20 protein-coding genes and 1 pseudogene are annotated in these 24,404 nt (G+C 73.4%); 11 read left to right on the plus strand and 10 right to left on the minus strand.

All coding sequences use genetic code 11. The features are described 5' to 3' along the window. Nucleotides 1–58: 58 nt before the first annotated feature. Entirely contained in the window at nucleotides 59–1,057 is a 999-nt protein-coding gene (locus tag B6R96_RS33655; protein WP_159396403.1) for a LysR family transcriptional regulator, read from the minus strand. A 306-nt stretch (nucleotides 1,058–1,363) separates the two neighbouring features. Here B6R96_RS33655 and B6R96_RS33660 point away from each other — a divergent pair, with 306 nt between their 5' ends. The 3 genes from B6R96_RS33660 (at nucleotide 1,364) to B6R96_RS33670 (ending at nucleotide 2,676) form a co-directional block, all read left to right on the plus strand. Further along, the gene (locus B6R96_RS33660; protein WP_081524607.1) at nucleotides 1,364–1,780 is read left to right on the plus strand and encodes a hypothetical protein; all 417 of its coding nucleotides are present in this window, start codon (nucleotides 1,364–1,366) and stop codon (nucleotides 1,778–1,780) included. Nucleotides 1,781–1,851: 71 nt separating this feature from the next. Then, nucleotides 1,852–2,283 carry a hypothetical protein gene (locus tag B6R96_RS33665; protein ID WP_081524608.1) on the plus strand — a complete coding sequence of 144 codons (432 nt, stop codon included), beginning with the start codon at nucleotides 1,852–1,854 and terminating at the stop codon, nucleotides 2,281–2,283. A 57-nt stretch (nucleotides 2,284–2,340) separates the two neighbouring features. Beyond that, a complete protein-coding gene (locus tag B6R96_RS33670) occupies nucleotides 2,341–2,676 on the plus strand; it encodes a hypothetical protein (RefSeq protein ID WP_081524609.1) in 336 nt (111 codons plus the stop codon). Between the two features lie 391 nt (nucleotides 2,677–3,067). On the opposite strand, the gene B6R96_RS33675 is transcribed toward B6R96_RS33670, so the two are convergent. From B6R96_RS33675 to B6R96_RS37405, 8 genes and pseudogenes are all read right to left on the minus strand, one after another. Further along, nucleotides 3,068–3,391 (minus strand): putative quinol monooxygenase, encoded by a 324-nt coding sequence (locus tag B6R96_RS33675; protein ID WP_030387779.1) that lies wholly within the window; start codon nucleotides 3,389–3,391, stop codon nucleotides 3,068–3,070. A 71-nt stretch (nucleotides 3,392–3,462) separates the two neighbouring features. Beyond that, nucleotides 3,463–5,034, minus strand: coding sequence for a carboxylesterase/lipase family protein (locus B6R96_RS33680; protein WP_081524610.1), 1,572 nt, complete (start codon nucleotides 5,032–5,034; stop codon nucleotides 3,463–3,465). 109 nt (nucleotides 5,035–5,143) lie between these two features. Further along, nucleotides 5,144–6,088, minus strand: coding sequence for an ornithine cyclodeaminase family protein (locus tag B6R96_RS33685; RefSeq protein WP_081524611.1), 945 nt, complete (start codon nucleotides 6,086–6,088; stop codon nucleotides 5,144–5,146). An 82-nt stretch (nucleotides 6,089–6,170) separates the two neighbouring features. Next, a complete protein-coding gene (locus B6R96_RS33690; RefSeq protein WP_237291593.1) occupies nucleotides 6,171–7,379 on the minus strand; it encodes a vWA domain-containing protein in 1,209 nt (402 codons plus the stop codon). A 41-nt stretch (nucleotides 7,380–7,420) separates the two neighbouring features. Further along, nucleotides 7,421–8,620, minus strand: coding sequence for an AAA family ATPase (locus B6R96_RS33695; RefSeq protein ID WP_081524612.1), 1,200 nt, complete (start codon nucleotides 8,618–8,620; stop codon nucleotides 7,421–7,423). Next, nucleotides 8,617–10,341, minus strand: coding sequence for an ankyrin repeat domain-containing protein (locus tag B6R96_RS33700; protein WP_203351690.1), 1,725 nt, complete (start codon nucleotides 10,339–10,341; stop codon nucleotides 8,617–8,619). The genes B6R96_RS33695 and B6R96_RS33700 overlap by 4 nt, the downstream gene beginning before the upstream one ends. Beyond that, the gene (locus tag B6R96_RS33705) at nucleotides 10,338–11,474 is read right to left on the minus strand and encodes a gala protein (RefSeq protein ID WP_081525380.1); all 1,137 of its coding nucleotides are present in this window, start codon (nucleotides 11,472–11,474) and stop codon (nucleotides 10,338–10,340) included. Before B6R96_RS33705 ends, B6R96_RS33700 begins: the two co-directional genes overlap by 4 nt. 88 nt (nucleotides 11,475–11,562) lie before the next feature. Next, nucleotides 11,563–11,635 (minus strand): annotated as a pseudogene (locus B6R96_RS37405). A 423-nt stretch (nucleotides 11,636–12,058) separates the two neighbouring features. Between B6R96_RS37405 and B6R96_RS33710 the strand changes: the two are divergent. The 6 genes from B6R96_RS33710 to B6R96_RS33735 are packed head-to-tail and all read left to right on the plus strand — an operon-like array spanning nucleotide 12,059 to nucleotide 21,426. Then, nucleotides 12,059–13,120, plus strand: a complete 1,062-nt coding sequence (locus B6R96_RS33710; protein WP_081524613.1) for a 3-oxoacyl-ACP synthase III family protein — start codon at nucleotides 12,059–12,061, stop codon at nucleotides 13,118–13,120. Nucleotides 13,121–13,129: 9 nt separating this feature from the next. Continuing rightward, nucleotides 13,130–14,032: a hypothetical protein gene (locus tag B6R96_RS33715; RefSeq protein ID WP_203351691.1), complete on the plus strand. Its 903-nt coding sequence runs from the start codon at nucleotides 13,130–13,132 to the stop codon at nucleotides 14,030–14,032. Nucleotides 14,033–14,037: 5 nt separating this feature from the next. Then, nucleotides 14,038–16,194 carry an AMP-binding protein gene (locus B6R96_RS33720; RefSeq protein ID WP_107475630.1) on the plus strand — a complete coding sequence of 719 codons (2,157 nt, stop codon included), beginning with the start codon at nucleotides 14,038–14,040 and terminating at the stop codon, nucleotides 16,192–16,194. Next, nucleotides 16,191–17,339, plus strand: a complete 1,149-nt coding sequence (locus B6R96_RS33725; protein ID WP_107475631.1) for an NAD-dependent epimerase/dehydratase family protein — start codon at nucleotides 16,191–16,193, stop codon at nucleotides 17,337–17,339. The genes B6R96_RS33720 and B6R96_RS33725 overlap by 4 nt, the downstream gene beginning before the upstream one ends. Then, nucleotides 17,336–20,710, plus strand: coding sequence for a non-ribosomal peptide synthetase (locus B6R96_RS33730; RefSeq protein ID WP_081524617.1), 3,375 nt, complete (start codon nucleotides 17,336–17,338; stop codon nucleotides 20,708–20,710). The genes B6R96_RS33725 and B6R96_RS33730 overlap by 4 nt, the downstream gene beginning before the upstream one ends. Next, on the plus strand, nucleotides 20,707–21,426 hold the full coding sequence (locus tag B6R96_RS33735; protein WP_081524618.1) for a formyltransferase family protein: 720 nt from the start codon (nucleotides 20,707–20,709) through the stop codon (nucleotides 21,424–21,426). Before B6R96_RS33730 ends, B6R96_RS33735 begins: the two co-directional genes overlap by 4 nt. On the opposite strand, the gene B6R96_RS33740 is transcribed toward B6R96_RS33735, so the two are convergent. Continuing rightward, nucleotides 21,419–22,279, minus strand: coding sequence for a DMT family transporter (locus tag B6R96_RS33740; RefSeq protein ID WP_081524619.1), 861 nt, complete (start codon nucleotides 22,277–22,279; stop codon nucleotides 21,419–21,421). The two genes, B6R96_RS33735 and B6R96_RS33740, sit on opposite strands and share 8 nt — an antisense overlap. A 73-nt stretch (nucleotides 22,280–22,352) precedes the next feature. On the opposite strand from B6R96_RS33740, the gene B6R96_RS33745 reads away from it, so the two are divergent. Beyond that, nucleotides 22,353–23,201 carry a MurR/RpiR family transcriptional regulator gene (locus tag B6R96_RS33745; protein ID WP_081524620.1) on the plus strand — a complete coding sequence of 283 codons (849 nt, stop codon included), beginning with the start codon at nucleotides 22,353–22,355 and terminating at the stop codon, nucleotides 23,199–23,201. Nucleotides 23,202–23,813: 612 nt separating this feature from the next. Beyond that, entirely contained in the window at nucleotides 23,814–24,398 is a 585-nt protein-coding gene (locus B6R96_RS37410) for a hypothetical protein (RefSeq protein WP_159396404.1), read from the plus strand. Nucleotides 24,399–24,404: the final 6 nt, after the last annotated feature.

The raw sequence follows: 24,404 nt of genomic DNA on the forward strand, positions 1-24,404 counted from the left end.
CAACATCGCTCTGCGATCAGGGCCGCCGCCGGCTTCGGTGACCGGGCGGGCGGGAGCGTCAGGCGGCCACGTCGAGGGAGAAGGCGTCGGTGGACCGGCGGATCGCGTCGACGGTGGCCACGATGTCGGCCGGAGGCCGCCCCCGCGTCGTGGCGTACACCTCCTGGGTGAGTTCCCGGCCGTCGGCGTCCACGACCGGAACCCATCTGAAGGTGGATGCCTTCGGGCCGGCGAGGATGTTCCCTTCCTTGAAGGGGTCGGCGATGTCCGAGGGGATGACCACCGTGCCGTGCCTGTCCTCGCCGAACGCGACGAGGGCCTTGCTGCTGTAGGCGTCGAGTTTCACCATCGGCGCGGGAAGGCCCGCCGCCCGGACGCTGCGGTTGAGGAGTCGACGTGAGCGCGTCGGGCCCGGCGGCACCAGCAGCGGTCCCTCATGGATCAGCTCGTCCAGCCCGATCCGGTCACGGGTGTCGGAGCCGGGCAGCATCGCTTCCAGGCGTGACGTGTACAGGCGATGCTCCTTCAGTTCCTCTCGGCGCCTGCTGGGTTCGGGCGGGGGACCGACCACGAGGTCGATCTCACCGCCCGCGAGGGCGCCGATCACGTGGCTCTCGAAAATGATCGTGGATCGGTCCTGCTCACCCAGAATGCGGCTGTGCACGGTCATCTCGCTCCGCTCGAGTTCCAGGATCACGGGCGAAATGAAGAACGCGTGCTGGGGGAGGAAGGCCAGCGTGAGTGTTCGGGTACCGAGCCGACTCGCGCCCTTCCAGAGTTCGACCATGGTCCGCGCGTAGCGCAGGAGACTCTCGCCGAGATCCGTCGGAACCTGTTTGCCATTGTGTTCGACCAGCAGTTGCCGACCGCCGAATGCGCTTCGCAGTTCCTGAAGGTTCTGGCGGACCGACGAGGGGGATCCCTCGCCCGTGACCTCACCGAGAAGCCGGGCGGCGCTGGTGATCGTTCCTTCGTCGACCACGGCGATGAAATTGCGCAGCCGTTGGAGGGTGATCTTCGCGTGCGGAGAGTGTTCTGCCATCTCCCAAGGATGCACGCCGCGGGCTGACCTTTTCGGCGAACAGAAGAGGAAGTACCGACCGGCGCAGCAGAAGGTCTGACACCCCGGCAGGAGAACTGTGCTGGCATGCCTCAGCAGCAGTACTCCTGTCGGCATGAGACATCTACCGTTGCGGGGGGCGCACGGCATTGGGAGGGTGTGAGTTGGGGTCGCCGACGTCACCGGCGACCCCAACCAGCCAGCCGACAGCAGCCCTGAGGAGCCGTCATGTCGACGCGGAGCCATCTTAGGACGACCACCGATACCGGGGACAGTGGCACTCGGTCCAGACCTCCCCAGCTCATGCTGCAGACCTGGGTCGGCATCCAGCCGGCCTGGGCCGTCAGTAGCTACTTCTGGCCGGACGCCGGCCTCGCCGTCTACGCGTGCTTCCCCGTCGGGCTCGGTATCGCGTTCGCGGCCCGGCGCTTCAGCTGGGTCGCCACCCCGACCGCTCTCAGCCTGATCGTGGCAACCCTCATGTCGATGATCGTCGACACCGCCGGCGCGGAATCCATCGCCGGCGCCGCGATGACCCTGCTCTACTTCGCGGGCGAGATCAAGGCCCGCGCACTCAGGCTCGCCTCGACCCTGTCGGACGCGCTGAGCGAGCGCATCGCGCACAAGGTGAGGGGTGACCTCCTGTCGCACACGCCTTCCCTCGCCTCGGACGCGGGTGCCGAACCCCCGCCCCCGCCCCGGCCCCGCTCCACTCCGTAGCCCCGGACCGGAGTCCTCCCTCTGCCCGACATCCGGGTCCGTTCCGCACCACCGCAAGGAGCCTTCACGCCATGCCGCTCAGCCGAGAGCACACCCTCGCACTGCCGCCGATCCCGTCATCGGAATGTCTCGCCTGGAACAGCGCCGACTTGGTGTTCAAGGAGTTCGGTATCGGCGAAGGGGATCCAGCCCTGACGGCTGCCTGCCGGATCGTCAGCTCGCTCATGCTCAGGGCGTCCAGCCGGAGCGCGAACCCCCTGGACACGGTATCCCTCACCTACTCCGCCACAGCGGACCACATTTCGGTGGCATTGACGGAGAAAATGCCATCCACTCCTCTCGCCGCGTGCGCCATCGATGGTGACCGGCCGCGTACCGCCGCCCACAGCATGCAGGTACTGGTGGCCGCCGCGGCCGAGATGGGCGGCACCCTCACGGTTCTCCACCCGGAGGAAGGCCTCGAAACGATCACACACGTGCAGCTGCCGTTGACGCGGCGGTGAATCGAACCGGTGAATCCCCGAACCCACTTGCACTCTGCCGGCCCGAGGAGTCGAACCATGCCCATTCATTTCACGGTTGACGGCTTTCTGGACGAACGCGGAAATCTGAGGGTGTGGTGCTGCTTCTGCATCGACTGGCACGCACACGCTGCCGTGGGGCTGCGCCCGGCGGACCGCGTCTCGCTCACGCCGCACTGCTTCGCTCCGGACAGCCCCTATTTGCAGAGCACGGGACTCACGGCCGTCGTCAGCCCGGTTCCGTGGTCGGAGGTGAGGGAAACCGTCACGCAAGCGACCCGGAGCCAGCATCGGGCGATTGCACAAGGGGTGCTGTCCGCCGACACCGCGCACCTCCGCAGACAGACCGTCACCGTTCCGACGGCCCATCTCTGACGGGTGCGCCCGCATCTGTACTGTCAGCGGAGATGGGCATAGAACAGGCTGTCGAAGTCCTTGCCAGGGCCGTTCTCACGTTCGCGAGACAGCACCGGCTCGGGCGCGGATCCGAAGCCCGACCGCTCACGGTCGTCCCCGGGTTCTCGTACGGGACCTACCGGTTCGATGCCCTGGCAGCGGCTTCGCCGCCGGTGCACGAGAACCTGGAGGAGGCTGTGCTTCGGGTCAAGAGCATGCTGCGGCCGAAGGTCGTCACCCGGCAGCCGGTCCCGTACCCAACCGGTGCGAGAGGTCCACGAACACCCCGGAGACGCTCCGAATCCGTAGCGGTGTTCGCGGAACCTCTCTCCGAACCGGATGTTGTGCGAGGGGGGCGGGGAGCCGGATCTCAGTCGATCTGGAGTTCGCCCATCCGGCTCCAGCCGGTTGCGCCCTCGATGGTGGTGCTGACGATCTCGGGCGTACGGGTCACCAGCGGCCGCATCGTCTCCAGCGCGGCGGCGAAGTGCTCGGAGGTGACGTGTGCCTCGGCGGCGTCGTCCTGGAAGGCCTCGACCAGGACGTAGGTGTTCGGCTCCTCCAGGCTGCGCGACCACTCGAACCAGAGGTTCCCGGGCTCGGCACGGGTGGCGCGGGTGAACGGCGCGACCTTGTCGGGCCACGCGTCGACGTATTCGGGCTTGACGGGGAATTTCACCACAATGAAGATCACACGGGCATTCTATGCAGGTTGATGCGCGGGGCGGCGCGCCGCGGGGCACGGTCCGCCGGCCGACCCCCCTCCTATCCGCCGAGCAGTGGCAGGGCCGGGAACGTGTGGTCCTGCCAGATCAGGCGGGAGGCCTCCTCCGGGTAGGCGGCGACGGCCGGCCGGGTGTCGAAGAGCCGTACGAGCCGCTGCTCGTCGTCGTACGCGGGCCAGCCGGGGTCGCCGTGGGCGGCGAACGCCGTCCAGGCGGCCCGCATCCGTGCGGACAGCTCCTCCGCCTCCGGGAACGGGCTCTCGCCGATCAGTACGGCGGGCTGGCCGCGGTCCAGGTTGCCGAAGACCAGGGGCACGTCGAGGCCGTGGCAGGCGCCGAGGGCGCCGCCCATGCCCGGGGCGGACCAGGTCAGCTCGTAGACGTGGGCGCGGCCGCCGGCGGCGGTCTGCGCCAGGGCGAGGTGGAGGGACGGCATGCGGAACAGCCAGTCGGAGCCGACCAGCTCGTACAGTTCGTCCGGCCCGGCGCCGGGAAACGCACCGCGGTAGCGGCGGGCGGCGTCCCGGCCGGGGCCGAAGACGTTCAGGGCGGTCTCGGCCTGCTCCGCAGTGATCTGGCCGAGTAGCCCGTCGAGCGCGGTGAGCAGCCGCGTTTCGTCGCGGGTGTGGCCGACGAGGAGGTCGACGCCCCGTCCCGCGCCCTCGGCCAGGGCCTGCCAGGGCGTGACCGGCAGGACGTCTCCGTCGACGACCGGCGAGAACGGGATCGCCCGGAGCCCGATCGGACCCCAGCGATCCGCCCACCGGTCCATCTTGGCGCCGACCGCGTCACCGGCGGCGGAGAGCCGGACGGGGTCCACCTGCGACAGGTCGCCCACCGTGGGCGCCAACCCCAGCTCGGCGGCGCAAGCGGCGGCGATGTCGGCGGCGAGTTCCGGCGAGAAGTACGTGCCCGGCACGCTCTGTGCCACGGCCCGTCCGAAGAGCCCGGCCGCGCGCGGCATCGCCAGCAGCGCGGCGACCGATCCGGCGCCCGCCGACTGGCCGAAGACCGTGACACGGTCCGGGTCACCGCCGAAGGCCCGGATGTTGTCGCGCACCCACTCCAGGGCGGCCACCTGGTCCAGCAGGCCGCGGTTGGCGGGTGCCCCCTCGATCTGCCCGAAACCCTCCAGTCCCACCCGGTAGTTGAACGTCACCACGACGACGCCGCCGTCGCGTGACAGGCGGCTGCCGTCGTACTCGGGAAGACCGGACATGCCGATCGAGTAGGCGCCGCCCTGGATCCACACCATCACCGGCAGCGCCGCGCCCGGGCCCGGTTCGGGCGACCAGACGTTGACCGTCAGCCAGTCGTCGCCCGCCGTGTCCCGCGCCAGCGCGTCCATGCCGAAATGGCCGCCCTGAGGGGGCGGCGGTCCGTACGCCGTCGCCCTCAGGACCCCGTCCCATCCCCGTACGGGCCGCGGCGCGGCGAAACGCAGCGCGCCGACCGGCGGCTCGGCGAACGGGATGCCGCGGAAGACCGCCACACCGCCCTCGCGGCTGCCGCGCAGCGCCCCGCCCGCCACCCGGACCTCGGGCTCGGAAGCGAAGGACTCGGACGGCTCGGATACGAAGGACTCGGACGGCTCGGGCGCGGTATCGGTCATCACGGCTCTTCCTCGGGCGGCTTGGACGATCCGGATCATCCCGCTGCCGCGCGATGCGTGCCAGTCAATTATCCCCGGTGGGACGATCCGTCGGTCCTTCGCCCAGGCGTCAGGAGAGCAGGTCGATCCTCTGCCCGAGGTCATGCTGCTCTGCCTGCCGGTACGCGAGCCATGCCAGGGCGAGGTCTTGCCAGGGCAGTCCGACGGGCGCGTAGACGGAGCGGGCCGTCGCATCGGTGCGCCCCGGATGGCCGCCGCGCAGCACCTCTCCGAGCGTGGCTTCGGCGGCCGAGGCCGGAAGGCCCGCGGCCGCCAGGGCGCCCATGGACGCGGCGAGTTCCCGGTCGTCGACGACCAGGAGCGCGGATTCCAGCACATCGGCCGAGAGCTCCTGCTTCCCGGGTTCATCGGCTCCCAGACTCGTCACGTGCTGACCCGGCCTCGTATCCGCCAGCCGCAGCAACGGCACGCGCGACCAGGTCGCCATCAGGACGATGTCGGCGACCGCCGCGACCTCCGCCGCAGACCCCAGGAGGCGGCCGCCGTGGCGTGCGGTGAAGGCGTTCGCCCGATCCGGATCCGCGTCGTGGACGACCAACTCGCGATGCCGGCGCAGGGTTCCCAGGCCGCGCACCATGAGCTCGGCCTGCGCACCCGCGCCGATCACCCCGAGCACCGCGCCTTCCGCGGAGGCGGGGCCGGCCAGCAGATGGGTTCCCAGGGCCGCAGCCAGTCCGGTACGCCATGCGGTGACGGTGGCGGAATCCAGCAGCGCGAGCAGCTCGCCGTCGTGACCGCTGTGAAGGCAGATCACTCCGCGCAGGGCCGGTCGGGCTCCCGGGAACTTGGCGTTGACCTTCACCGTGTACGCCTCGACACCCGGCAGCACACCGGGGATCAGGGCCGTGGCCGTTCCCGGGAAGGGCAGGTCCGTCCGTACCCGTTGCCCGACGGTCGGCGAGGCGGCGGCGAGGAAACCGTCGCGCAGCGCACCGATGCAGGACACCGGCTCCAGCACGGCCTCTAGGTCACTTCGGGTCAGTAGGCGGGTCACGCGCCCATGATTCCTCAGAGCCCGGCCGCCGGCGGCGCCGGAGCCGGGGCCGGAGCGGGGACACCGACCGGGCCGGTGGCGCTCAGGTGGCCACGGCGACCCGTACGGTCTCCACCCAGGGCGGGGGCTCGGGCGGGTCCTGCCCGACCAGAGCGGCGATCAGCCGGCAGGACGGTGTCTCCTGCGGCCACGGCGTGTACCCGTCGGTCAGCACGACCACGATGTTCGGCCGGTCGGGCAGGGCCAGCGCGGCGTCGATGCCGACCCGCATGTCCGTGCCCCCGCCGCCGGCCAGGGTCACCTCGCCGGCGCTGCGCACCCGGGTCACGGCGTGCACGTCGGCGTCGCACGCGAGGACGGCGATCCGGTTGCCGCCGACGCCCACCTCCCGCAGGACACCGGTGACTTCGGCGAGGGCGGCCGCGAGGTCGTCCGGGCCCATCGACCCCGAGGTGTCGATGACGACGGCCACCCGCGGCAGCGGCCTGCGCAGACTCGGCAGCACCACCCGGCCGCCGAGCGCGGGCGTGCGGCGCGAGGGACGGCGGTACGTGTAGTCGACCGCGCCGCTCGCCCACGCGGCTGCCTCGCGGACCGCTCCGGCCAGCGCCCGGCGCCAGTCGACGGAAGGCTCCAGCAGCTCCTCGGCCCACCGGGCCCAGCCCTCGGGGATCCGGCCCCGGGTGCGCTGGTGGGCCCGTACGGCCTCGGCGGTCTGGCGGCGCAGCGCCTCCGCCTCCACCGGGCCGACCCGGGCGGGGCCGCCGTCCTCGCCCAGCTCCCACGGCGTGGGGGTGCCGTGCGCGCCGGAACCGCAGTCCGGCCCGTGGGGTGTGCGGGGGATCGCCGGCAGGTAGGTCTCGAACAGGCCGCCCGTGGGCAGGCCGTACAGTCTGGGCTCCATCCGGCCCTCGGGCAGCGCCAGCCCGTCGGCGAGCAGGTCGTCGTTGATCTCGCAGTCCTGGGCGATGTTGACCCGGACCGGATCGCGCTGGTCGGCGGCGGGCAGCCGCTCGGCCCGGCCGTGGTGGTCGCGCAGCAGGTGCGCCACCTCGTGGATCCACACCCCGGCCAGCAGGGCGACCGGGGTCGCCTCCACGAAGGCGGGCGAGACGTAGCAGCGCCAGTGCCGGTCGACGCCCATGGTGCGTACCCCGGCCGAGGGGACCACGGTCAGGGCGTACAGCGCGGAGGCGAGGTACGGACGGGCCTCGGCAGCCTTGTAACGGGCAGCCAGCAGCTTCGCGCGGTCCAGGGCCGCGGCCGGGGCCGGGATCATGTCCGGGGTCATGTCCGGGTCCGGGTCCGGGGCCGGTCGCACGGCGGCCCGGCTCAGTTGCCGCCCGGCAGCGAGCCGGACAGCTGGAGCAGTTCCACGAAGGCGTCGATCCCGGCGGGCACCGGCCAGTCGAGGTCGCGCATCGCGGCGAGGTCCGCGGCGGCGCGGGCGGCCACATCGGGCACGCCCGCGTCCACGGCCTTGGCGAGGACCGCCCAACCCGCCTCCCAGCGGGGGCGGGTGAGCTCGCTCTGCACGGCCGCCACCACGGCGATGAGGAAGGCCAGCTGGCGGTCCCCGCGCTCGGGCAGGTCGAAGCCGTCCGGGTCGGCCAGCACCCGGTCCGGGTCGGGCAGGTCGAGGTGTTCGAGGTACGAGAGCAGTTCGATGCCGGCGGCTTCGCCCACGGCGCCGGTGAGCGCGGTGGCCAGGGCCTCCCGGCCCGTCGAGGCCGCGTACCCCGTGGCCAGCAGTCGCAGCGCCATCTCCCACGTACGCGGGGAGGGCCAGCCGCGGCCGCGTCCGGCGGCCTCGGCCGGCATGTGGTGGACCAGGCCCGGGCGGGCGGTGAGGAAGCCGGAGACGGCGCCGCGGGCCCGGGCGACCGAACCGGAGGCCTTGGCGGGATCGACGGCCGGGATGGCCACCTCGGGCCAGGTGCCGGCCATGCCGCGGGCCACGGTGCGCGGGTTGTGCGTCCAGTCGAGGTGGACGAAGCGGTTGGCGAGCGGCGGGCTGAGGTGCCAGCCGTCCGCGGCGCTGGCGGGCGGATTGGCCGCGGCGACGATCCGTACCGCCGCCGGGAGTTCGAGGCTGCCGACCCGGCGTTCCAGGACCACGCGGAGCAGGGCCGCCTGCACGGCCGGCGGGGCGGAGGACAGCTCGTCGAAGAACAGCAGTCCGTGGCCGGTGCGGGCGAGGCGCACCGCCCAGTCCGGCGGCGCCATGGGGACACCCGTGGTGGCCGGGTCCTCACCGACGATGGGCAGCCCGGCGAAGTCGGAGGGCTCGTGGACGCTGGCGATGACGGTTTCCAGTCGCACGCCGAGCGCGGTGGCGAGCTGCTCCATGCCGGCGGACTTGCCGATGCCCGGCTCACCCCACAGGAGGACCGGCTGATTGGCCGTCACAGCCAGTGCCAGTGCTTCCAGTTGGGGGTTGGTTGCGGCCTCGGTGCGGGTGGCGCTCAGCCGCGCACCCAGGGCGTCGGCGGCGGCCAGGGCGCCTGCGGGCTGCGGCCGGTTTGCACTCACGCGTCCTCGTCCTCGTTCTCGTTCTTGTTCTCGTCGTCCGCTGCGGCCTGGTCATCGGCCTCGTCCGCGTCCTCGGCCTCCGTGCGGTACTCCAAGTGCTCGTCGAACCAGTCGGCGCCGATCCCGGGGAACTCCTCGTCGACCCGGTCCCGGAGGAAGGCGAGGTCGGAACGCTTGTAGCGGCGGATCTCCTGGGACAGGGACAGTTCCGTCTCGTCGATCACGTCGATCCGGGAGCCCGCCGCCAGCAGGGCCCTGACCAGGTCCGCCGAACCACCCCAGTGCACGGCGGACATCAGCGGGGTGCGCTCGGCCTTGTCCCGCGCCTCCAGGTCGAGTCCGCTCGCCAGCAGCCGGGGGAGCAGCGCCTCGTGGTCGAGCAGGTGGAGTACGTGCAGCAGCCCGCGGCCGCGGGCGTCCCGGACACGGGGGTCCATCCCCGCGTCCAGCAGCGCCACCACACCCGGGGTGTCGCCGTGCTGGGCGCGCAGGAAGAACTCGTGCCGCTGGGCCTGGAGGGCGCGCGGCAGCCGCCCCTCGCCCGTGGTCCAGATCTGCTGCACGGCGAAGCACCCCGAGACCGCACCGCCGAACGCCCGCATGGCACGCTCCCGTTGCTGCTCCTCGGGGGTGTGCGGCACATCGAGTACGCCGCCCCGCGAGCGCACCTCGTGCCACCCGCCGCGACACCGCACCCGCACCGGCCCGCCCATGTCGGGGCCGGGCGGCCCCACGGCCGGTCCGGCACCGGGAAACAGCGCGGCGGCCACCAGCGGGTGCAGCTCGCGCGGGGCGATCCGGCCGGTACGGACCAGTTCGGCATCGGGGAGCCGCTGCCAGGCGTACCGGGGCAGGTGAGGGACGCCGAGCGCCTCGGCCTGTTCGATGATGCGGGCGCGGAGCCCGTCGGGGCCGGCGTGTTCCAGCAGGACGGAGCAGCGCCAAGTGGCGGCGATCCGGTACCGGTTGCCCGCTCCGGCCGCCACGAGCCGTGCCACCTCCGGCGCGAGCCGGGTGAGGTCGACGGGCATCTGTGCGAAGAGGGACTTCGGGTCGGTCGGGCGCTGGTACGGCTGCGGTGCGGGGACGGTCAGGTCGCAGGCGATGCCCGCCGCCCCGTAGGCCCCGACCACGTCCGCACGCTCCCACAGGCCGGCGATCCGCTCGGCGAGGCCGTCCGCGACGGCGAACCGCTCGCCGAGCTCGGAGGCGCACCGGGCGTCCCAGAACGGCCGGATCGCGGTCCAGTCCTCCGGGACGAAGCCGTGCCCCGCGTACCGGGGCCGCTTCCCCGCGACGACCGGCGCGCAGTGCAGGCGCAGCCGCTGCGATCCCTCGGTCAGCAGGGGCGTGGTGACCGACAGGGTCGGCCCTCCGGGGCCGCCGTAGGAAGCGAGCAGGATCCTCAGCTCGGGGGCGATGGTCGTGCGACCGGCCAGGAGCCGCGGCAGGTGCCAGCGCAGCAGGTCCGGGGCGAAGTGCCGCAGGTCCTCCGCCACGGCCTCGGCGACGGCGGCGCCGTAACGGGCTTCGAGCCCGGGCAGCTCGAAGCCGACGTCCACGGCGGCGGCCGCGCAGGCCGCCCGCCAGTCACCGGCCAGCCGGTGCGCCGTGGCCCGCTCGATCATCCAGCCGGGCACGGCGTAGCGGCGGATCCGCTGCCATGCCGGGCCGTCCTCCTGCCGGAAGCCGCCGGGCAGTTCGGCGCTCGCCACGCTCACCGGTACACGCTGCCGATGGCGCGCACGTCCGGATGGGCCGCCCGGGCGGGGCGCAGCCGTTCGGTGAAGGAGCGCTTCACCCGGCGGGGCAGACCGGGGCCGAGGCCCACGTACTCCAAGGGGCTGTCGGCGGTCACCGCCGCGAGCAGGCACTTCGCACCGCGCCCGGTCAGGCCGGTGTGGCGCAGCTCGAGGCGGCGCAGGGGGCTGCCGGGGAGGGCGGCGGCCAGCGCGTACGCCCCTTCGTCACCGGGGGTGTTGCCGGGGGATCCGAGGCTGCGCTCCGACATGGTCCGGCCGAGGTCGAGCACTTCGATGCCGCCGAGGGAAGCGGCCAGGGAGCGCGCCCCGGCCGCGCCGATGCCGTTTCCGCCCAGCCCGAGGCGGACCGGGTACGGGGAGCCGGCCGCGGCGGAGGCGAGGACCGCCGCGCCCTCGTCGCCGAGGTGGTTGGCGGGGACGTACAGCTCGCGCACCCCGGCCTCCCGGATCAGGGCGGCCAGCAGCGGGGCTGCGTCGGGGCCGAGGCCGTTGCCGCCGAGGAAGAGCCGTTCCAGGGGCCGCTCGCGCTCCAGCAGGGCGTCGAGCAGGAGGCGTACGCCGTCGGGGCCGATCCCGGTGTTGACCAGATCGAGGGTGCGCAGGGCGGTGTTGCGGCGCAGCAGTGCGGCCAGGGTGCGGGCGCCCGCCCCGTGGAGCGGGTTGCGCTTGAGCCACAGGGCGCGGACGGTGGTGTCGTCGGCGAGGGCGCCGGCGAGGGAGCTCACCCCTTCGGGGCCGATCCGGTTGCAGCCCAGGTAGAGGGTGTGCAGCCGGTGGCCGCCGGTGAGGGCGTCGGCCAGGGTGGCGGCCCCCGCGTCGCCGATGGCGTTGGTGCCGAGGAGCAGGTGGCCGGCGTGCGCGGAGGCGGTGGCCGCCGGCAGCAGCCGGGCCGCGCCCTCCGGGCCGAGTCCCTGCTTGCAGAGGTCGAGGCGGCCGTCGGCGCGCAGGGTGCCGAGCGGGAAGGTTTCGTCGGTGTCGACGGGCCGGTCGGCGGCGAGCCGGGCGAGCAGCGGGTCGAGGAGGGCCGGGTCGGCCGGTGGCAGGTCGGGGTGCTCGATCGCGGGGCACCGTACGGGTGTCGGCTGTGTCATCACCACTCCACCGGTTTCCTTCGCCGGTGCCCGGCGTCCATCACGACGTGAAGAGAGAACTGGGAACTGAGAACTGCACAAGGAGACGCAAGACCGGTCGGATTCGAACCGACGTCCTCCAGCTCGATGCGTGGGCGCGACGACCTCTGCGCTACGGCCTTGCTGCGGGCGATCATACCCACCCGACGGCGGGAAATCGATCACCAGTTTGGCTCGTTGGTTCCGCGCGGGGCAGTCGCGGCCGTGACGGGGAGTCCCACCAACGGTCGCCGCAGGCTCGGGCGCCGCACTCCGTCTCGGTCGCCGAGTGAGGCGGACCGAGTGGTTCCGGACAGGTTTTCGAAGCCGTGGGTGCCCATCGGGGCGGGCGGAGGCTCTGATTCTGCTTGATGTCGAAGGGGTGACGGGTGGCCGATATTCAACCGTATGCTCCGTATTTGCGAATCCCTGACATCTCGGCGACATCTCCGTACGCTACGGTAACTTGACTGTCCGTTATTCCCCGGACACCCCTTGCATCCCCCGGTCAACCACCGCCGTGGCACCCCCATGCCCGCGGTGAACCGCTACGGAAAGCCACACACATGAGCGCCACCACCACATACAGCCGAATAGAAGCCTTAGGCAGCTGCCTTCCGGCAGCAGTCCAGACCACCCCCCAACTCGCCGCCCTGGTCCCGGGGCTGGGAGAGGTGGACATCGAGAAGATCACCGGGATCACCGAGCGGCGGGTGTACGACCCCGAACCGGCCTCCGGCGAGGACTCGTTCGGGATGGCCCTGTCCGCCGCCCGGGACGCGCTGGAATCCTCCCGCTACCGGGCCGCCGACCTCGACATCGTCATCTCCGCCTCGATCACCCGCTTCAAGGACGGCAGCCGCTTCACCTTCGAACCGTCCTTCGCCGCGATGCTGGCCAAGGAACTGGGCGCCGCCTCCGCCATCCACTTCGACGTCTCCAACGCCTGCGCCGGAATGATGACCGGCGTGTGGCTCCTCGACCGCATGATCCGCTCCGGCACCGTCCGCCGCGGCCTGGTCGTCAGCGGCGAGCAGGCCACCCGCGTCGCGCAGACCGCCGCACGCGAGATGACCGACTCCTACGACCCGCAGTTCGCCTCGCTCTCCGTCGGGGACTCGGCGTCCGCGGTCGTCCTCGACGTTTCCGCCGACGCCGCCGACCGCGTCCACTACATCGAGCTCATGACCTGCTCCGAGTACTCCCACCTGTGCATGGGCATGCCCAGCGACCGCACCCCGGGCATCGCCCTCTACACGGACAACAAGAAGATGCACAACCGCGACCGGCTCAAGCTGTGGCCGCGGTTCCACGGGGACTTCCTGGCCAAGCAGGGGCGGACGTTCGCCGGTGAGGAGTTCGACTACGTCATCCAGCACCAGGTCGGCACCCGCTTCATCGACTACGTCAACCGGACGGCCGAGGCCGAATTCGACGCCCCCATGCCCACCTCCCTCTCCGTGGTCGAGCGGTACGGAAACACCGCCACCACCTCGCACTTCCTGACGCTGTGCGAGCACCTCAGGGCGGGCGGCGCCCGCCCCGGAGCCAAGTACCTGCTGGTGCCCGCCGCCTCCGGCGTGGTCACCGGTGCCCTGTCCGCGACGATCACGAACGTGGGGGTCTGAGCCATGGGCATGGTCATCACCGCAGCCGGCACCGCTCTGCCCGACCCGTCCGCCCCGGCTTCGGTCGTGGACCTCGCAGGCCGGGCCGCCCGCGGCGCCCTGGACCGGGCGCAGGTGTCGGCATCCTCGATCGGCGTCCTCATCAACGTCGGCGTCTACCGCGAGCACAACACCTTCGAACCGGCGATGTCGGCCCTGGTACAGAAGGAGGTCGGCATCAACCTCGACTACATCGCCGACCCCGAACCGGCCGCCGGCTTCTCCTTCGACCTGATGAACGGAGCCTGTGGCGTGCTCAATGCCGTCCAGGTGGGCCAGGCCCTGCTGGAGACGGGAAGCACCGAGCGGCTGCTGATCACCGCCGCCGACGTGCACCCCGGCGGCGACGCGGACCGCGACACCGCCTACCCGTACGCGGACCTGGGCGGAGCCCTCCTGCTGGAGCGCAGCGCCGACCCCCGGGCCGGATTCGGGCCGGTACGCCACTACACCGCCGACCGGCCCACCGATGTCGAGGGCTACCTCGACACCGGCACCATGGGCCGGCACGGGCGGACCACGATCACCGTGCGGCGCGAGGCCGGCCATGCGGAGCGGCTGAGCGAGTTCGCGGCGCATGCCGCCGCCGACTACGCGCGGGAGATCGGAATCGACCTCGACAGGACGCTGGTGATCGGACCCGCCGCTGCGGCTGCCGCTGCCGCCGACAGCACCGGGGCCGAGGCCGAGGCCGAGGCCGAGGCCGGGGCCGGCGTCGGGGCCGGGGGAGAGCCGCACACCGCGGCGCCGGTCCTCGGCTACCTCCGGGCCCTGGACTCCGTACGCCGCGAGGACCACGAGCAGTTGCTGTTCGTGTCGGTCGGTGCAGGCCCCAGCGCGGCGTGCGCCCTCTACCGGCCCGAGGGATGGTGAGCTCCATGCCGCGGACGCGTTCGACCGGCGCCGCCCCCGCCGTGGAGCAACCGGCCATCGAAACGGACAGCGTCGCCGGGTGGCTGGAGCGAAACGCCCGCGCCTTCCCCGACAAACCGGCCGTCATCCACCCCGACAGCCGCGGCTCCGACGGCTACCGCACCATCACCTACGGCGTGTTGCAGCGGACGGTCGAGCACCTGGCCCGCGGATTCCGGAGCGCCGGGATCACCCGGGGCACCCGGACGGTGCTGATGGCGCCGCCCGGACCGGAGCTGTTCGCCCTCTGCTTCGCCCTGTTCCGGGTCGGTGCCGTGCCCGTCGTCGTCGATCCCGGCATGGGCGTACGGCGCATGCTGCACTGCTACCGGGCCGTGGGCGCCGAGGCGTTCATCGGGCCGCCCCTCGCCCAGCTCGTGCGCGTCCTGGGCCGCCGCACCTTCGCCGCGGTACGCGTGCCCGTCACCCTGGGGCGGCGCCGGCTCGGCCGCGGCCACACCCTCACCGCGCTGCGCACCGCCCCCGCAACCGGGAGCCGTGCGGACGCGGCGGCGCCGACCGGCGGGGACGACCTGCTGATGATCGGCTTCACCACCGGAAGCACGGGCCCCGCCAAGGGAGTCGAGTACACCCACCGCATGGCGCTGTCCATCGCCCGCCAGATAGAAGAGGTCCACGGCCGCACCCGCGACGACGTGTCCCTGGTCACGCTGCCCTTCTACGGGGTCCTCGACCTGGTCTACGGATCGACCCTGGTCCTCGCGCCGCTGGCCCCCGCCCGGGTCGCCCAGGCGGACCCGGCGCTGCTCGTGGACGCGCTGGAACGTTTCCGCGTCACCACGATGTTCGCCTCGCCCGCCCTGCTGCGGAACCTCGCCGGCCACCTCACCGGATCCGCCCGCGGCCGCCACCCGCTGCCCGATCTGCGCTGCGTCGTCTCCGGCGGGGCCCCCGTGCCCGACACGGTCGTGGCCGCGCTGCGCCGCGTACTCGACGAAAAGGCGAAGATCCATGTGACGTACGGGGCCACCGAGGTCCTGCCGATCACCTCGATCGAGGCGGCCGAGATCCTCGGCGACGACGACGTCCGGACCGACCGCGAGGACGCGGACGCCGAAGGCGCCGAGGCCGGGTCCGAGGCCGAGGCCGGGTCCGAGGCGGAAGCCGGGTCCGAGGCCGTCGCCGCGTCCGGCGCCGGTACCGCCGCCCGCTCCGCCGCCGGCGAGGGTACCTGTGTCGGCCGACCCGTCCCCGGCACCCGCGTGACCATCGTCCCCGTCACCGACGGCCCGCTCGCCCGCCTGGACTCCACAACCGGCCTGCCGGCCGGGCGAGTCGGCGAGATCCTGGTCCACGGCGACTCCGTCAGCCGGCGCTACCACCGAGCGCCCCAGTCCGACGCCGCGCACAAGGTGACCGAGGAACGCCCCGACGGCGAGGACTCCCGCATCTGGCACCGCACCGGCGACCTCGGCCACCTCGACGCCGAAGGACGGCTCTGGTTCTGCGGGCGCGCCGTGCAGCGGGTCCGCACCGGCTACCGGGACCTGCACACCGTGCGCTGCGAAGGGGTCTTCAACGCCCACCCGCTGGTCCGGCGCACCGCCCTGGTCGGCATCGGGCCGGCCGGCGCGCAACGGCCCGTCGTCTGCGTGGAGATCGAGACCGGGACCGGCCGGGGCGGCGGAGACGGCGAGAGCCGGGCGGCGCTCGACGAAAGCGGATGGACGGAGCTGGTCGCCGAGCTGCGCACCATGGCCGAGGCGCACGCCGCGACCACCGGCCTCCACGAGTTCCTGCGCCACCCCGGCTTCCCCGTGGACATCCGGCACAACGCGAAGATCGGCCGCGAGGAGCTGGCCCGCTGGGCCGAGCGGCAGCAGGCCCGGTCCGCGTCGTCCCCGGCCCGGCGAGCGGCCCGGATCGTGCCGCTCGCCGGATGGGCGTACCTCGCCGGCGGGGCCGTGTGGGCCGCGACCGGGTCCGCCCCCGACGTCCCGGTGCTGCGGTGGCTGTGGTGGATCGACGCCTTCCTCAGCATCGGCGTGCACGCCGCGCAGATCCCGCTCGCACTGCCGCGCGGCCGGGCGGCCGGACACGGGACCGCCGCCGTGGTCGGGCGCACCATGCTCTACGGCGCGACCTGGTGGCGGGCGCTGTGAGGATCCTGGTCACCGGAGCATCCGGATTCCTGGGCGGACACCTGGTCGACGGCGCCCTGCGCCGGGGCCACCGCGTCCGCGCCCTCGTACGGCCCGGCAGCGATGCCGTACGGCTGCGCTCCCTGCCCGGCGTCGAGGTCGTCACCGGCGACCTCACCGACGAGGGTTCGCTCGGGCGGGCGGCGCAGGGCTGCGAGGCGGTCCTGCACAGCGCGGCCCGGGTCGTCGACCACGGCAGCCGCGCGCAGTTCGAGGCCGCCAACGTCACCGGCACGCAGCGGCTGCTGGCGGCGGCGAGGTCCGCGGGGGCGCGGCGGTTCGTGTTCGTCTCCAGCCCGAGCGCGCTCATGCGGGTACGGGAGGGCGACCGTCTCGGCATCGACGAGAACACCCCGTACCCGCAGCGGTGGTTCAACCACTACAGCGAGACGAAGGCGATCGCCGAACAGTACGTACGGGCGGCCGACGGGCCGGACTTCACCACCTGCGCCGTACGGCCGCGCGGCATCTGGGGGCCGCGCGACCACGCCGGATTCCTGCCGCGCATGGTCGACGCCATGCGCGCGGGCCGACTGCCCGACCTGTCGGGCGGCAAACGGGTACTGGTCTCGCTCTGCCACGTCGACAACGCGGTGGACGCCTGTATGCGGGCCGCGCTCGCCCCCGCCGGGCGGGTCGGCGGCAAGGCCTACTTCGTCGCGGACCGGGAGGAAACGGACCTGTGGCCGTTCCTCGCCGGGGTCGGCGCCCTCTTCGACTGCCCGCCGCCCGCTCCGCGCATCCCGCTCGTCCTCGGCCGCGGGCTGGCCGCCGCGGTCGAGACGGGCTGGCACCTGCGCCGCCGGGCCGCCGGCAGCGGCAGCGTCAGCGTCAGCGGAGGGGGTACGGACGCGGCTCCGCCCCTGAGCCGCTACATGATGGCGCTGCTGACCCGCTCGGCGACGTACGACACCCGCGCCGCCCGGCACGACCTCGGCTACGCGGCCCCGCGCACCCGGGCCGAGGGGCTGCGCGCGCTGCGGGATTGGGTGACGGAGGTGGGCGGCGTGGCGGCCTGGACCGCCGGCCCGGCCGCCTGGTCCGGCGCCACCGCACCGGCCGGCCCCGCACCCGACCACACCGAACAAGGGAACACGCAGTCATGACGTCCCACCAGGCCGATGCCGACATCCGCACCGACATCCGCACCGACATCCGCGCCGGCGGAGGTGACGGTGCCCCCTATCGGCGTCCGGTGTCGCCCACCGAACGCCTCTACCTCGCCGCCGGTGACGCCCGTGGGGTTATGGCCCTGCGCATCGTCGTCGAGGGCGACGGCGTACCCGATCCCGAGCACTTCCGGGCCGCCCTGGAACGGGCCGCCGCATCATGCCCGGGGTCGCGGCTCGTGCGTACCGGGACGGTGTGGCGCGCGGAGGGGCCGTCGCCGCAGGTGCGGTACGGGACACCGCGCGCCGGTGCGTACGCCGACTCGGCGCCGGGGACGGTCGAGTTGCCCGCCCGGCCCCCGCGGCGGGCGGAGCCGCCGGGCTGTGAGGTGCTGATCGTGCCCGGCGCGGACGGGAAGGCGCCCACCACCGTCGTCTTCAGTGCCTCGCACGCCCTGATGGACGGTCACGGCGCCCTGACCTGGGTACGGGAGGTCTTCCGAGCCCTGCGCGGCGAACCGGCCCGGCCCGCGCCCGACACGGACACCGACGCCGGGCTGCTGCGCCTGCTCGGCAGCAGCGGGCCGCGGCCCATGCCGGGCCCTCCTCGCCGCTCCCCGCTCGGCACGGGCAGCGGCGACCGCCGCCCGCTCCGGACGCTGTGGCTGCGCCGCACCCTCCCCGGCCGCCATCCCGCGCTCACCGCCCGCCTCGCCCAGGCCCTGACCGACGCCGCACGGCTCGACACCCGTGTCATGGTCCCCGTCGACCTGCGCCGCCACCGCCCCCGGATCGCGGCCACGGGCAACCTGAGCCTGCCGCTGTTCCTGGACCTGCGCCCGGGGGAGGACTGGGCGGCCGCGCACACCCGCCTGCTGACCGCCCTCGCCGAGCGCCGGGAACTCGCCGCCGGATTCGAGACGTCCCTCGCGCCGCTTCCGTTGCCCGTGACCGCCGGTCTGCTGCGCACCGCCCAGGCCGTGGCGTCACGTACCGACCGGCACCTCGCTTCCGCCGTCGTCTCCCACCTCGGCCGCCTGGACCTGGCGGAGCTCTCCGGCGGCGGCTTCACGGCGTCGACGGCCTACGCGCTGCCGGTGCACGCCCCACTGGTCCCGCTCTCGCTGGTCGCCGCCGAGAGCGGCGAGGCGACCGAGATCACGCTCGGCGTCCGAGGCGGGGGCCGGGACCTGGCGGCCCGCGCCGCGGAGCTGCTGGACACGCTCCTCGCCGGCCTCGAGGCCGCGGACGCCGCGGCAGCCCGGCCCGGCCCAGGCACCACGACGGGCGCCGGCGCGGCCGCACCACAGGTGGCGCAGCCGGCTCCGACCGCCCCCCGCCCGAACACACCGACCCTCCCGGCCCCGAGTCCGACGCCTGTCCCGGACCTGAGTCCGGCGGCCTTCCCGGACCTGAGTCCGGCAGCCGTCCCGGGCCCGAGCCCGACGGCCGTCCCTGACCCGAGTCCGGCCGTCCCGAGCCCGAATCCGGAGGCCGTTCCGAGTCCGACGTCCCTCCCGGACCCGGCGGGCGGCCGCAGCCCGGCGCCGGCCGCCGAACTCACCGTCGTGGACGCCTTCCGCGCCCAGGCCGCCCGCACCCCCCACGCGCCCGCCCTCGACGGACCCGAGGGCGTGGTCACGTACGCCGAACTCGACCGGCGCTCCGACGCCGTCGCGGCCCACCTCGCGCGGCGCGGCGTAGGCCGCGAGGACCTGGTGGGGCTGGTCGTCGACCGGACGCCCGCCGGAGTGTGCGCCCTGTGGGGCATCCTCAAGGCGGGCGCCGCCTACGTGCCGCTCGACCCCGGCCACCCCGGCGCCCGGATCGCGGAGATCCTCGGGGGAGCCGCCGTCGCCCTCAGCCTGACCGGGCGACACCTGGCCGAGGAGCTCGCCCCCTTCGTACCCGGGACCCTGCTCGCGGTCGAGGACCTCCTCGAAGGGGCCCCCGGCCCGGACGCCCCGGCGGCAGCAGTGCTGCGGCCCGCGGACCTCGCGTACGTCATCCACACCTCCGGTTCCACCGGCCGCCCCAAGGGCGTGCAGATCGAGCACGGCAGCTTGATGGGATTCGTTCGCTGGATGTCCGGTGTCTGCCGGGTCACCGGCCGTACGCGCTTCGGTTTCGCCTCCTCCTACGCGTTCGACATCTCGTGCTTCCCCCTCTTCCTGCCCCTGCTGGCCGGCGGTACGGTCGTCCTCGCTCCCGGCGCACCCTCACCCGCCGCCCTGCGCGCGCTCGTCGCCGAGCACCGCGCGGACACCCTCGCGCTCACGCCCTCCCACCTCGCCCTCCTCGGCGCCGCGTCCGGCGGTCCCACCCACCGCCTGCGCACCCTGCTGCTGGGCGGCGAGTCGCTCACCCCCACCGCCGTACGGTCCGCACAGGCCGTCTTCGGGGCCGACTGCCGGGTGATCAACGCGTACGGGCCCACCGAGTCCACCGTCGCCGTGCTCGCCCACCCCGTGGCCGGCGACGAGAGCGGCGCCACCGTCCCGATCGGCCTCCCCGGCCCCTACGCCGAGGTGGACCTCGTCACCGAGCACGGCGACATCATCGGCAACGGACCGGCCGACACCGGGCGCACCGGCGAGATCGTCGTACGCGGCACCCAGGTGGCCCGCGGCTACCTCGGGCCGCCCGACGGCCGTCCCTCACCCTTCACCACCGGCCCCGACGGCGTCCGCGCCTACCGCACCGGCGACCTCGGACGCCGACTGGCAGACGGGGGCTTCGAGTTCGCCGGGCGCATCGACGAGCAGGTGAAGATCGCCGGGCACCGCGTCGACCCCGCCGAGGTCGTCGCCGCCCTCGAAGCCCACCCGGCCGTCCACCGCGCCGTGGTCGCGCCCCGCCGCCGCCCGCACTCCACGGCGGCCGTGCTCTGTGCGTACGTACTGCCGGAGGCGACCGCCGACCCCGCGCTCCGCGCGGATCTGGCGCGCGCCCTGCGGGCCGAGCTGACCCGGACCCTCCCCGCGTACCTGGTCCCCGCCCACGTCCTGGTGATCGACACCCTGCCCAGCACGGTCAGCGGCAAGGCCGATCTCGACGCCCTCCCGGACCCCTTCGCCCCCACCGCGCCGGTCGCACCCCTGCCCGACACCCTGGAGGCACGGGTCCGGCACCACTGGGCGCAGATCCTCGGCGTCGACGGCGCGCTCCTGTCGGCGGACTCCGACTTCCACGCCCTCGGCGGGGATTCGCTGGCCCTCGTCGAGATGCTCACCGCCGTCTCCTCGGACCTGCTGACCCCCGGCCAGTCCCAGCGGTTCACCGGCCGCCTCGACTGCCTCGTACGCGACCTGACGCTCGGGCAGGTCTGCACGCACCTGACCGCCGCCCGCGAGGAGGCCGCCGCATGATCTTCGTCGGAGAAGGAGCCCTGCTCCGCCGCGCCGTCACCCATGCGGCCACCCGAGGCCACCCGGTCGACCTGGTCTGCTCCGCCGACCCGCTGGACGCCGCGGCCGCCGACGCACCCCACCTCGCGGCGGCGGACGTCAACGCCCACGCCGACGCGCTGGCCCGGGCCTGCACCGACGGCATCGTCTGGTCCCTCAACAACCGCCAGATCTTCCGGGAGCCCCTGCTCCGCACCGACGGCCTGCGCATCCTCAACATCCACAACGGGCTGCTGCCGCGCCATCGCGGACTGCCCTCCGTAGCCGTGCTGTTCGCCCTGCTGAACGGCGACACCGAGTACGGCGCCACCGTCCACGAGGTCGACGCCGGCATCGACACCGGCCCCGTCCTGGCCGAACACCGCTTCCCCATCGGGCCGGAGGACCGCTACCACCAGGTCATGCTCCGCGGGATCCGCGCCTGCCACGCCCTCTTCGAGGAGACCCTCCCGGCCGTGGTGGCCGGAACCGCCCACCCCGTACGCGCCGCGTCGGTGGAACCGTCCGCGTACTACGGCCTGCGCGCCCTGGACCGGCTCGGCGCCTACCGGGACCACCCCGCCTACGCCCGCGCCACCGACCTCGGCCCCTTCACCGCCCACGCCCCCGAACTCACCCGGGCGCTGTTCCCGGGGCCGGCACGGGCGCACCCGCGGATCGGGGCGCGCTTCACATGACGCTGGTCAGTTGGAGTACCGCGATGCCCGCCAGAACGGTGAGGCTGGCGGTGATGCGTCGGTGGCCGAGGCGTTCGTGGAAGACGACCGCGCCGATCAGCGCACCGAAGACGATGCTCGTCTCCCGCAGGGCGGCGATGGTGGAGAGGTCGCCCCGGGACTGCGCCCATACGACGAGCCCGTACGCCAGGAGCGAGAGCAGCCCGCCGGCCAGGCCGCGGCCGCACAGCGGGCGCAGCGCGGTGAACAGGCCCGGGCCCCGGCGGGCCCAGGCGATGAGCGGGAGGACGAGCCCCTGGCAGAGGAACAGCCAGGCGATGTAGCCGAAGACGCTGCCGGAGACGCGGACGCCGCTGCCGTCGACGAGGGTGTACGAGGCGATCATCACGCCGGTGCCGAGCGCGGCGGCCAGCGCGGGCAGTTGGGCGCGGCCGGGGATTCCGTCGGCGAGGGCGAGGCCGGCCAGGCCGCAGGCCACCACGGCGATGCCGAGGGCCTGGCCGGCGGGCAGGGAATGGCCCAGGAGGGTGGTGGAGATCAGGGCCACCACGACGGGTGCGGTGCCCCGGGCGGTGGGGTACATCTGGCCGAAGTCCCCCAGCTGGTAGGCGCGCAGCAGCAGGAGCTGGTACGCGACCTGCAGCGCGGCCGAGGCGGCGATGTACGGCCAGGCGGCCGGGTCGGGCGCCGGGGCCAGGCAGACGAGGACGGCTCCACACCCGGCGGAGGCGAGGCTGATGAGTGTGAAGCCCGCCAGTTTGTCGCGCAGGCCGTGGGTGAGGCCGTTCCAGGTGGCATGCAGCACGGCCGAGGCGAGGACGACGGCGGGCACGGCGGCCGCGCCGCCGGTCATGGACGCCAGGTTTGCGGGCACGGTCGCTCCTCACGCGGATCGATGGAATGCAGTTCCTTGCTAGGATAAGCACATGGAAATTCATTCCACAGCGAGGGGTGGGCTCGCCGCCCACATCCGGGCCCACCTGTCCGAGCTGCGTGACACCGAGGCGCGCGTGGCGCAGGTCGTCCTCGACAAGGGCGCGGAACTGGTGCACCTCAGCGTCAGCGACGTCGCGGCACTGGCCGGCACCGCGCCGTCCTCCGTCGTACGGGCCTGCCAGCGGCTCGGGTTCCGCGGATACCAGGAGCTGAAGATCGCCGCCGCCCGACAGGCGCCCGCCCAGGAGCCCTCCCAGGACCGCGACCCGGCCGGGCGCGCCCTGGCCGACACGGTCCGTGCCGCCCGCGAGGCACTGGACGGGGTCATGGCCACGGTGACCCCGGACCAGCTGAGCACGGCCGCCGGACTGATCGACCGGGCCACCCGGGTACTGGTGGTCGGCGCGGGACTGTCCGGCGCCGTCGCGCTGGACACCGCCTACCGGCTGCGCGCGCTCGGCTGCGTCGTCGACGCGCCGACCGACCCGCTGACCGCCCAGCTCGCCGCCTCCCAGCTGACATCCGCCGGAGCCTGCCTCGCCATCAGCCATACGGGCGCCACGCGCAGCACGGTGGACGCCGCCCGGGGCGCGCGGCGGTCCGGGGCCCGCGTCGTCGCCCTGACGAGCTACGCCCGCTCACCGCTCAGCGAGTCCAGCGACTGCACGCTCGTCGCGGGCGGCCAGGACCTGGTGTTCGGACTCGAGACCGTAGCCAGCCGACTGGCCCACCTCACCGTGATCGACGCCCTGACCCTCACCCTGCTGGGGCTGCGCGGGGAACCGGCCGAAGCGGCGCTGCGACTGTCGGCCGACGTCACGGTGGACCACTCGTACTGACGCGGCGGACGCGGGCCCGTTGCCGATCCCTGCACGCTATGCGTAGCGGCGGTGGTGGAGATTGCCTGTCGGGACGTACAGCCTGCGGGTGAGGGCGGACTTGTCGGACGCCTGCGCCGGTGAACTGGGTTGGCCGGTCGGGGAAGACCTCGTTCGAGAGGATGGGCAGGGCGGGCGGACAGCTCGGAGTGCGTGGACCGGCTCAGGTGCGGGAATCCCCTCAGCACCAGCGGCATCTGCCCCCCATCCGGCCAGGGTGATGTCGACGCGGCAGTGCGCGTGCTGGACGGGCGGATCGAGGGCGTCTTCGTGACAGTCCGCCGGCCCGCCGGCGGACTGTCATCGGGAGTGCCTCGCGAAGCATTTGGTGATTCGAGAGGCAACACCCCGGCGCTGGGTACTTCCGCCGCCAAATCGACGACAACACCGACTGCCTGCTCCCCTAAGGGCTGTCCCGGAATACAGCGCCGGGCTGTCACGCCTACGCCCGCGGGGGCGGTGTCAGCCGGCGACCTTGGCACTTGCGTTCGACGGCCACTCCAGGAAGAGTCTCATCCGGCAGACGCTCACCGGGGCGATGCCGTGTGAGCCGGGGGCAGTGGGATGTGCGTAATGGATGCGGCGGCCAAAGAGGCTGCCGCCGCTCGCTTCCTCCGCGAATATCCGCAGGCAGGGCAAGCCGAAGGCGATTACCCCGCGCTTGTGGGCTGCGCCGATGTCGACTGGTCGCAGATTCCCGGTTGTCCTGCTGGGATCCCGGTCCTGCTCCGCGGGCTCCTCGATCAGGCCGCTGGACCCGAGGCCCTGCGCGTGCTGGGCAACGTCTTGATGAACAGCATCTTTCACCTGAGCGCGGCGATGCCGACTGCCTTGCCCTTCCTGATCCGCCTGGCAGCCGTCCCTGACATCGCGGTGCGCCCCGGACTGGTCGAACTCTTGGCCCATGTCGCGGAGCTGTCTCGACCTGTCGACGAAGGCCAGGCGGGGCTCTTCGGCAACGAGCGCGATCACCCAGAACCCGAATGGTGCAGGGCCGCGTTCGCCATACACGCCTCTGAGCTGCTCGCGTTGCTGGAGGACGAGAGCCTTCCGGACGGACTGCTCAGCGCGGACGACCGCGAGTGCCTGCTCAAGGCTGTGAACCACAGCGAGCCCCCTCCTGAATCCCGCAGGTCGGCACTTGTGAGGCCCGTGTAACCATCT

Source organism: Streptomyces sp. Sge12 (assembly GCF_002080455.1).
Classification (GTDB): domain Bacteria; phylum Actinomycetota; class Actinomycetes; order Streptomycetales; family Streptomycetaceae; genus Streptomyces.

Coding starts and splice junctions, on each gene's coding strand:
- B6R96_RS33730 (WP_081524617.1), top strand. CDS start 17,336: ATGACGTCCCACCAGGCCGATGCCGACATCCGCACCGACATCCGCACC.
- B6R96_RS33660 (WP_081524607.1), top strand. CDS start 1,364: ATGCTGCAGACCTGGGTCGGCATCCAGCCGGCCTGGGCCGTCAGTAGC.
- B6R96_RS33705 (WP_081525380.1), bottom strand. CDS start 11,474: ATGACACAGCCGACACCCGTACGGTGCCCCGCGATCGAGCACCCCGAC.
- B6R96_RS33740 (WP_081524619.1), bottom strand. CDS start 22,279: ATGACCGGCGGCGCGGCCGCCGTGCCCGCCGTCGTCCTCGCCTCGGCC.
- B6R96_RS33710 (WP_081524613.1), top strand. CDS start 12,059: ATGAGCGCCACCACCACATACAGCCGAATAGAAGCCTTAGGCAGCTGC.
- B6R96_RS33680 (WP_081524610.1), bottom strand. CDS start 5,034: ATGACCGATACCGCGCCCGAGCCGTCCGAGTCCTTCGTATCCGAGCCG.
- B6R96_RS33665 (WP_081524608.1), top strand. CDS start 1,852: ATGCCGCTCAGCCGAGAGCACACCCTCGCACTGCCGCCGATCCCGTCA.
- B6R96_RS33670 (WP_081524609.1), top strand. CDS start 2,341: ATGCCCATTCATTTCACGGTTGACGGCTTTCTGGACGAACGCGGAAAT.
- B6R96_RS33715 (WP_203351691.1), top strand. CDS start 13,130: ATGGTCATCACCGCAGCCGGCACCGCTCTGCCCGACCCGTCCGCCCCG.
- B6R96_RS37410 (WP_159396404.1), top strand. CDS start 23,814: ATGGATGCGGCGGCCAAAGAGGCTGCCGCCGCTCGCTTCCTCCGCGAA.
- B6R96_RS33735 (WP_081524618.1), top strand. CDS start 20,707: ATGATCTTCGTCGGAGAAGGAGCCCTGCTCCGCCGCGCCGTCACCCAT.
- B6R96_RS33690 (WP_237291593.1), bottom strand. CDS start 7,379: ATGACCCCGGACATGATCCCGGCCCCGGCCGCGGCCCTGGACCGCGCG.
- B6R96_RS33720 (WP_107475630.1), top strand. CDS start 14,038: ATGCCGCGGACGCGTTCGACCGGCGCCGCCCCCGCCGTGGAGCAACCG.
- B6R96_RS33745 (WP_081524620.1), top strand. CDS start 22,353: ATGGAAATTCATTCCACAGCGAGGGGTGGGCTCGCCGCCCACATCCGG.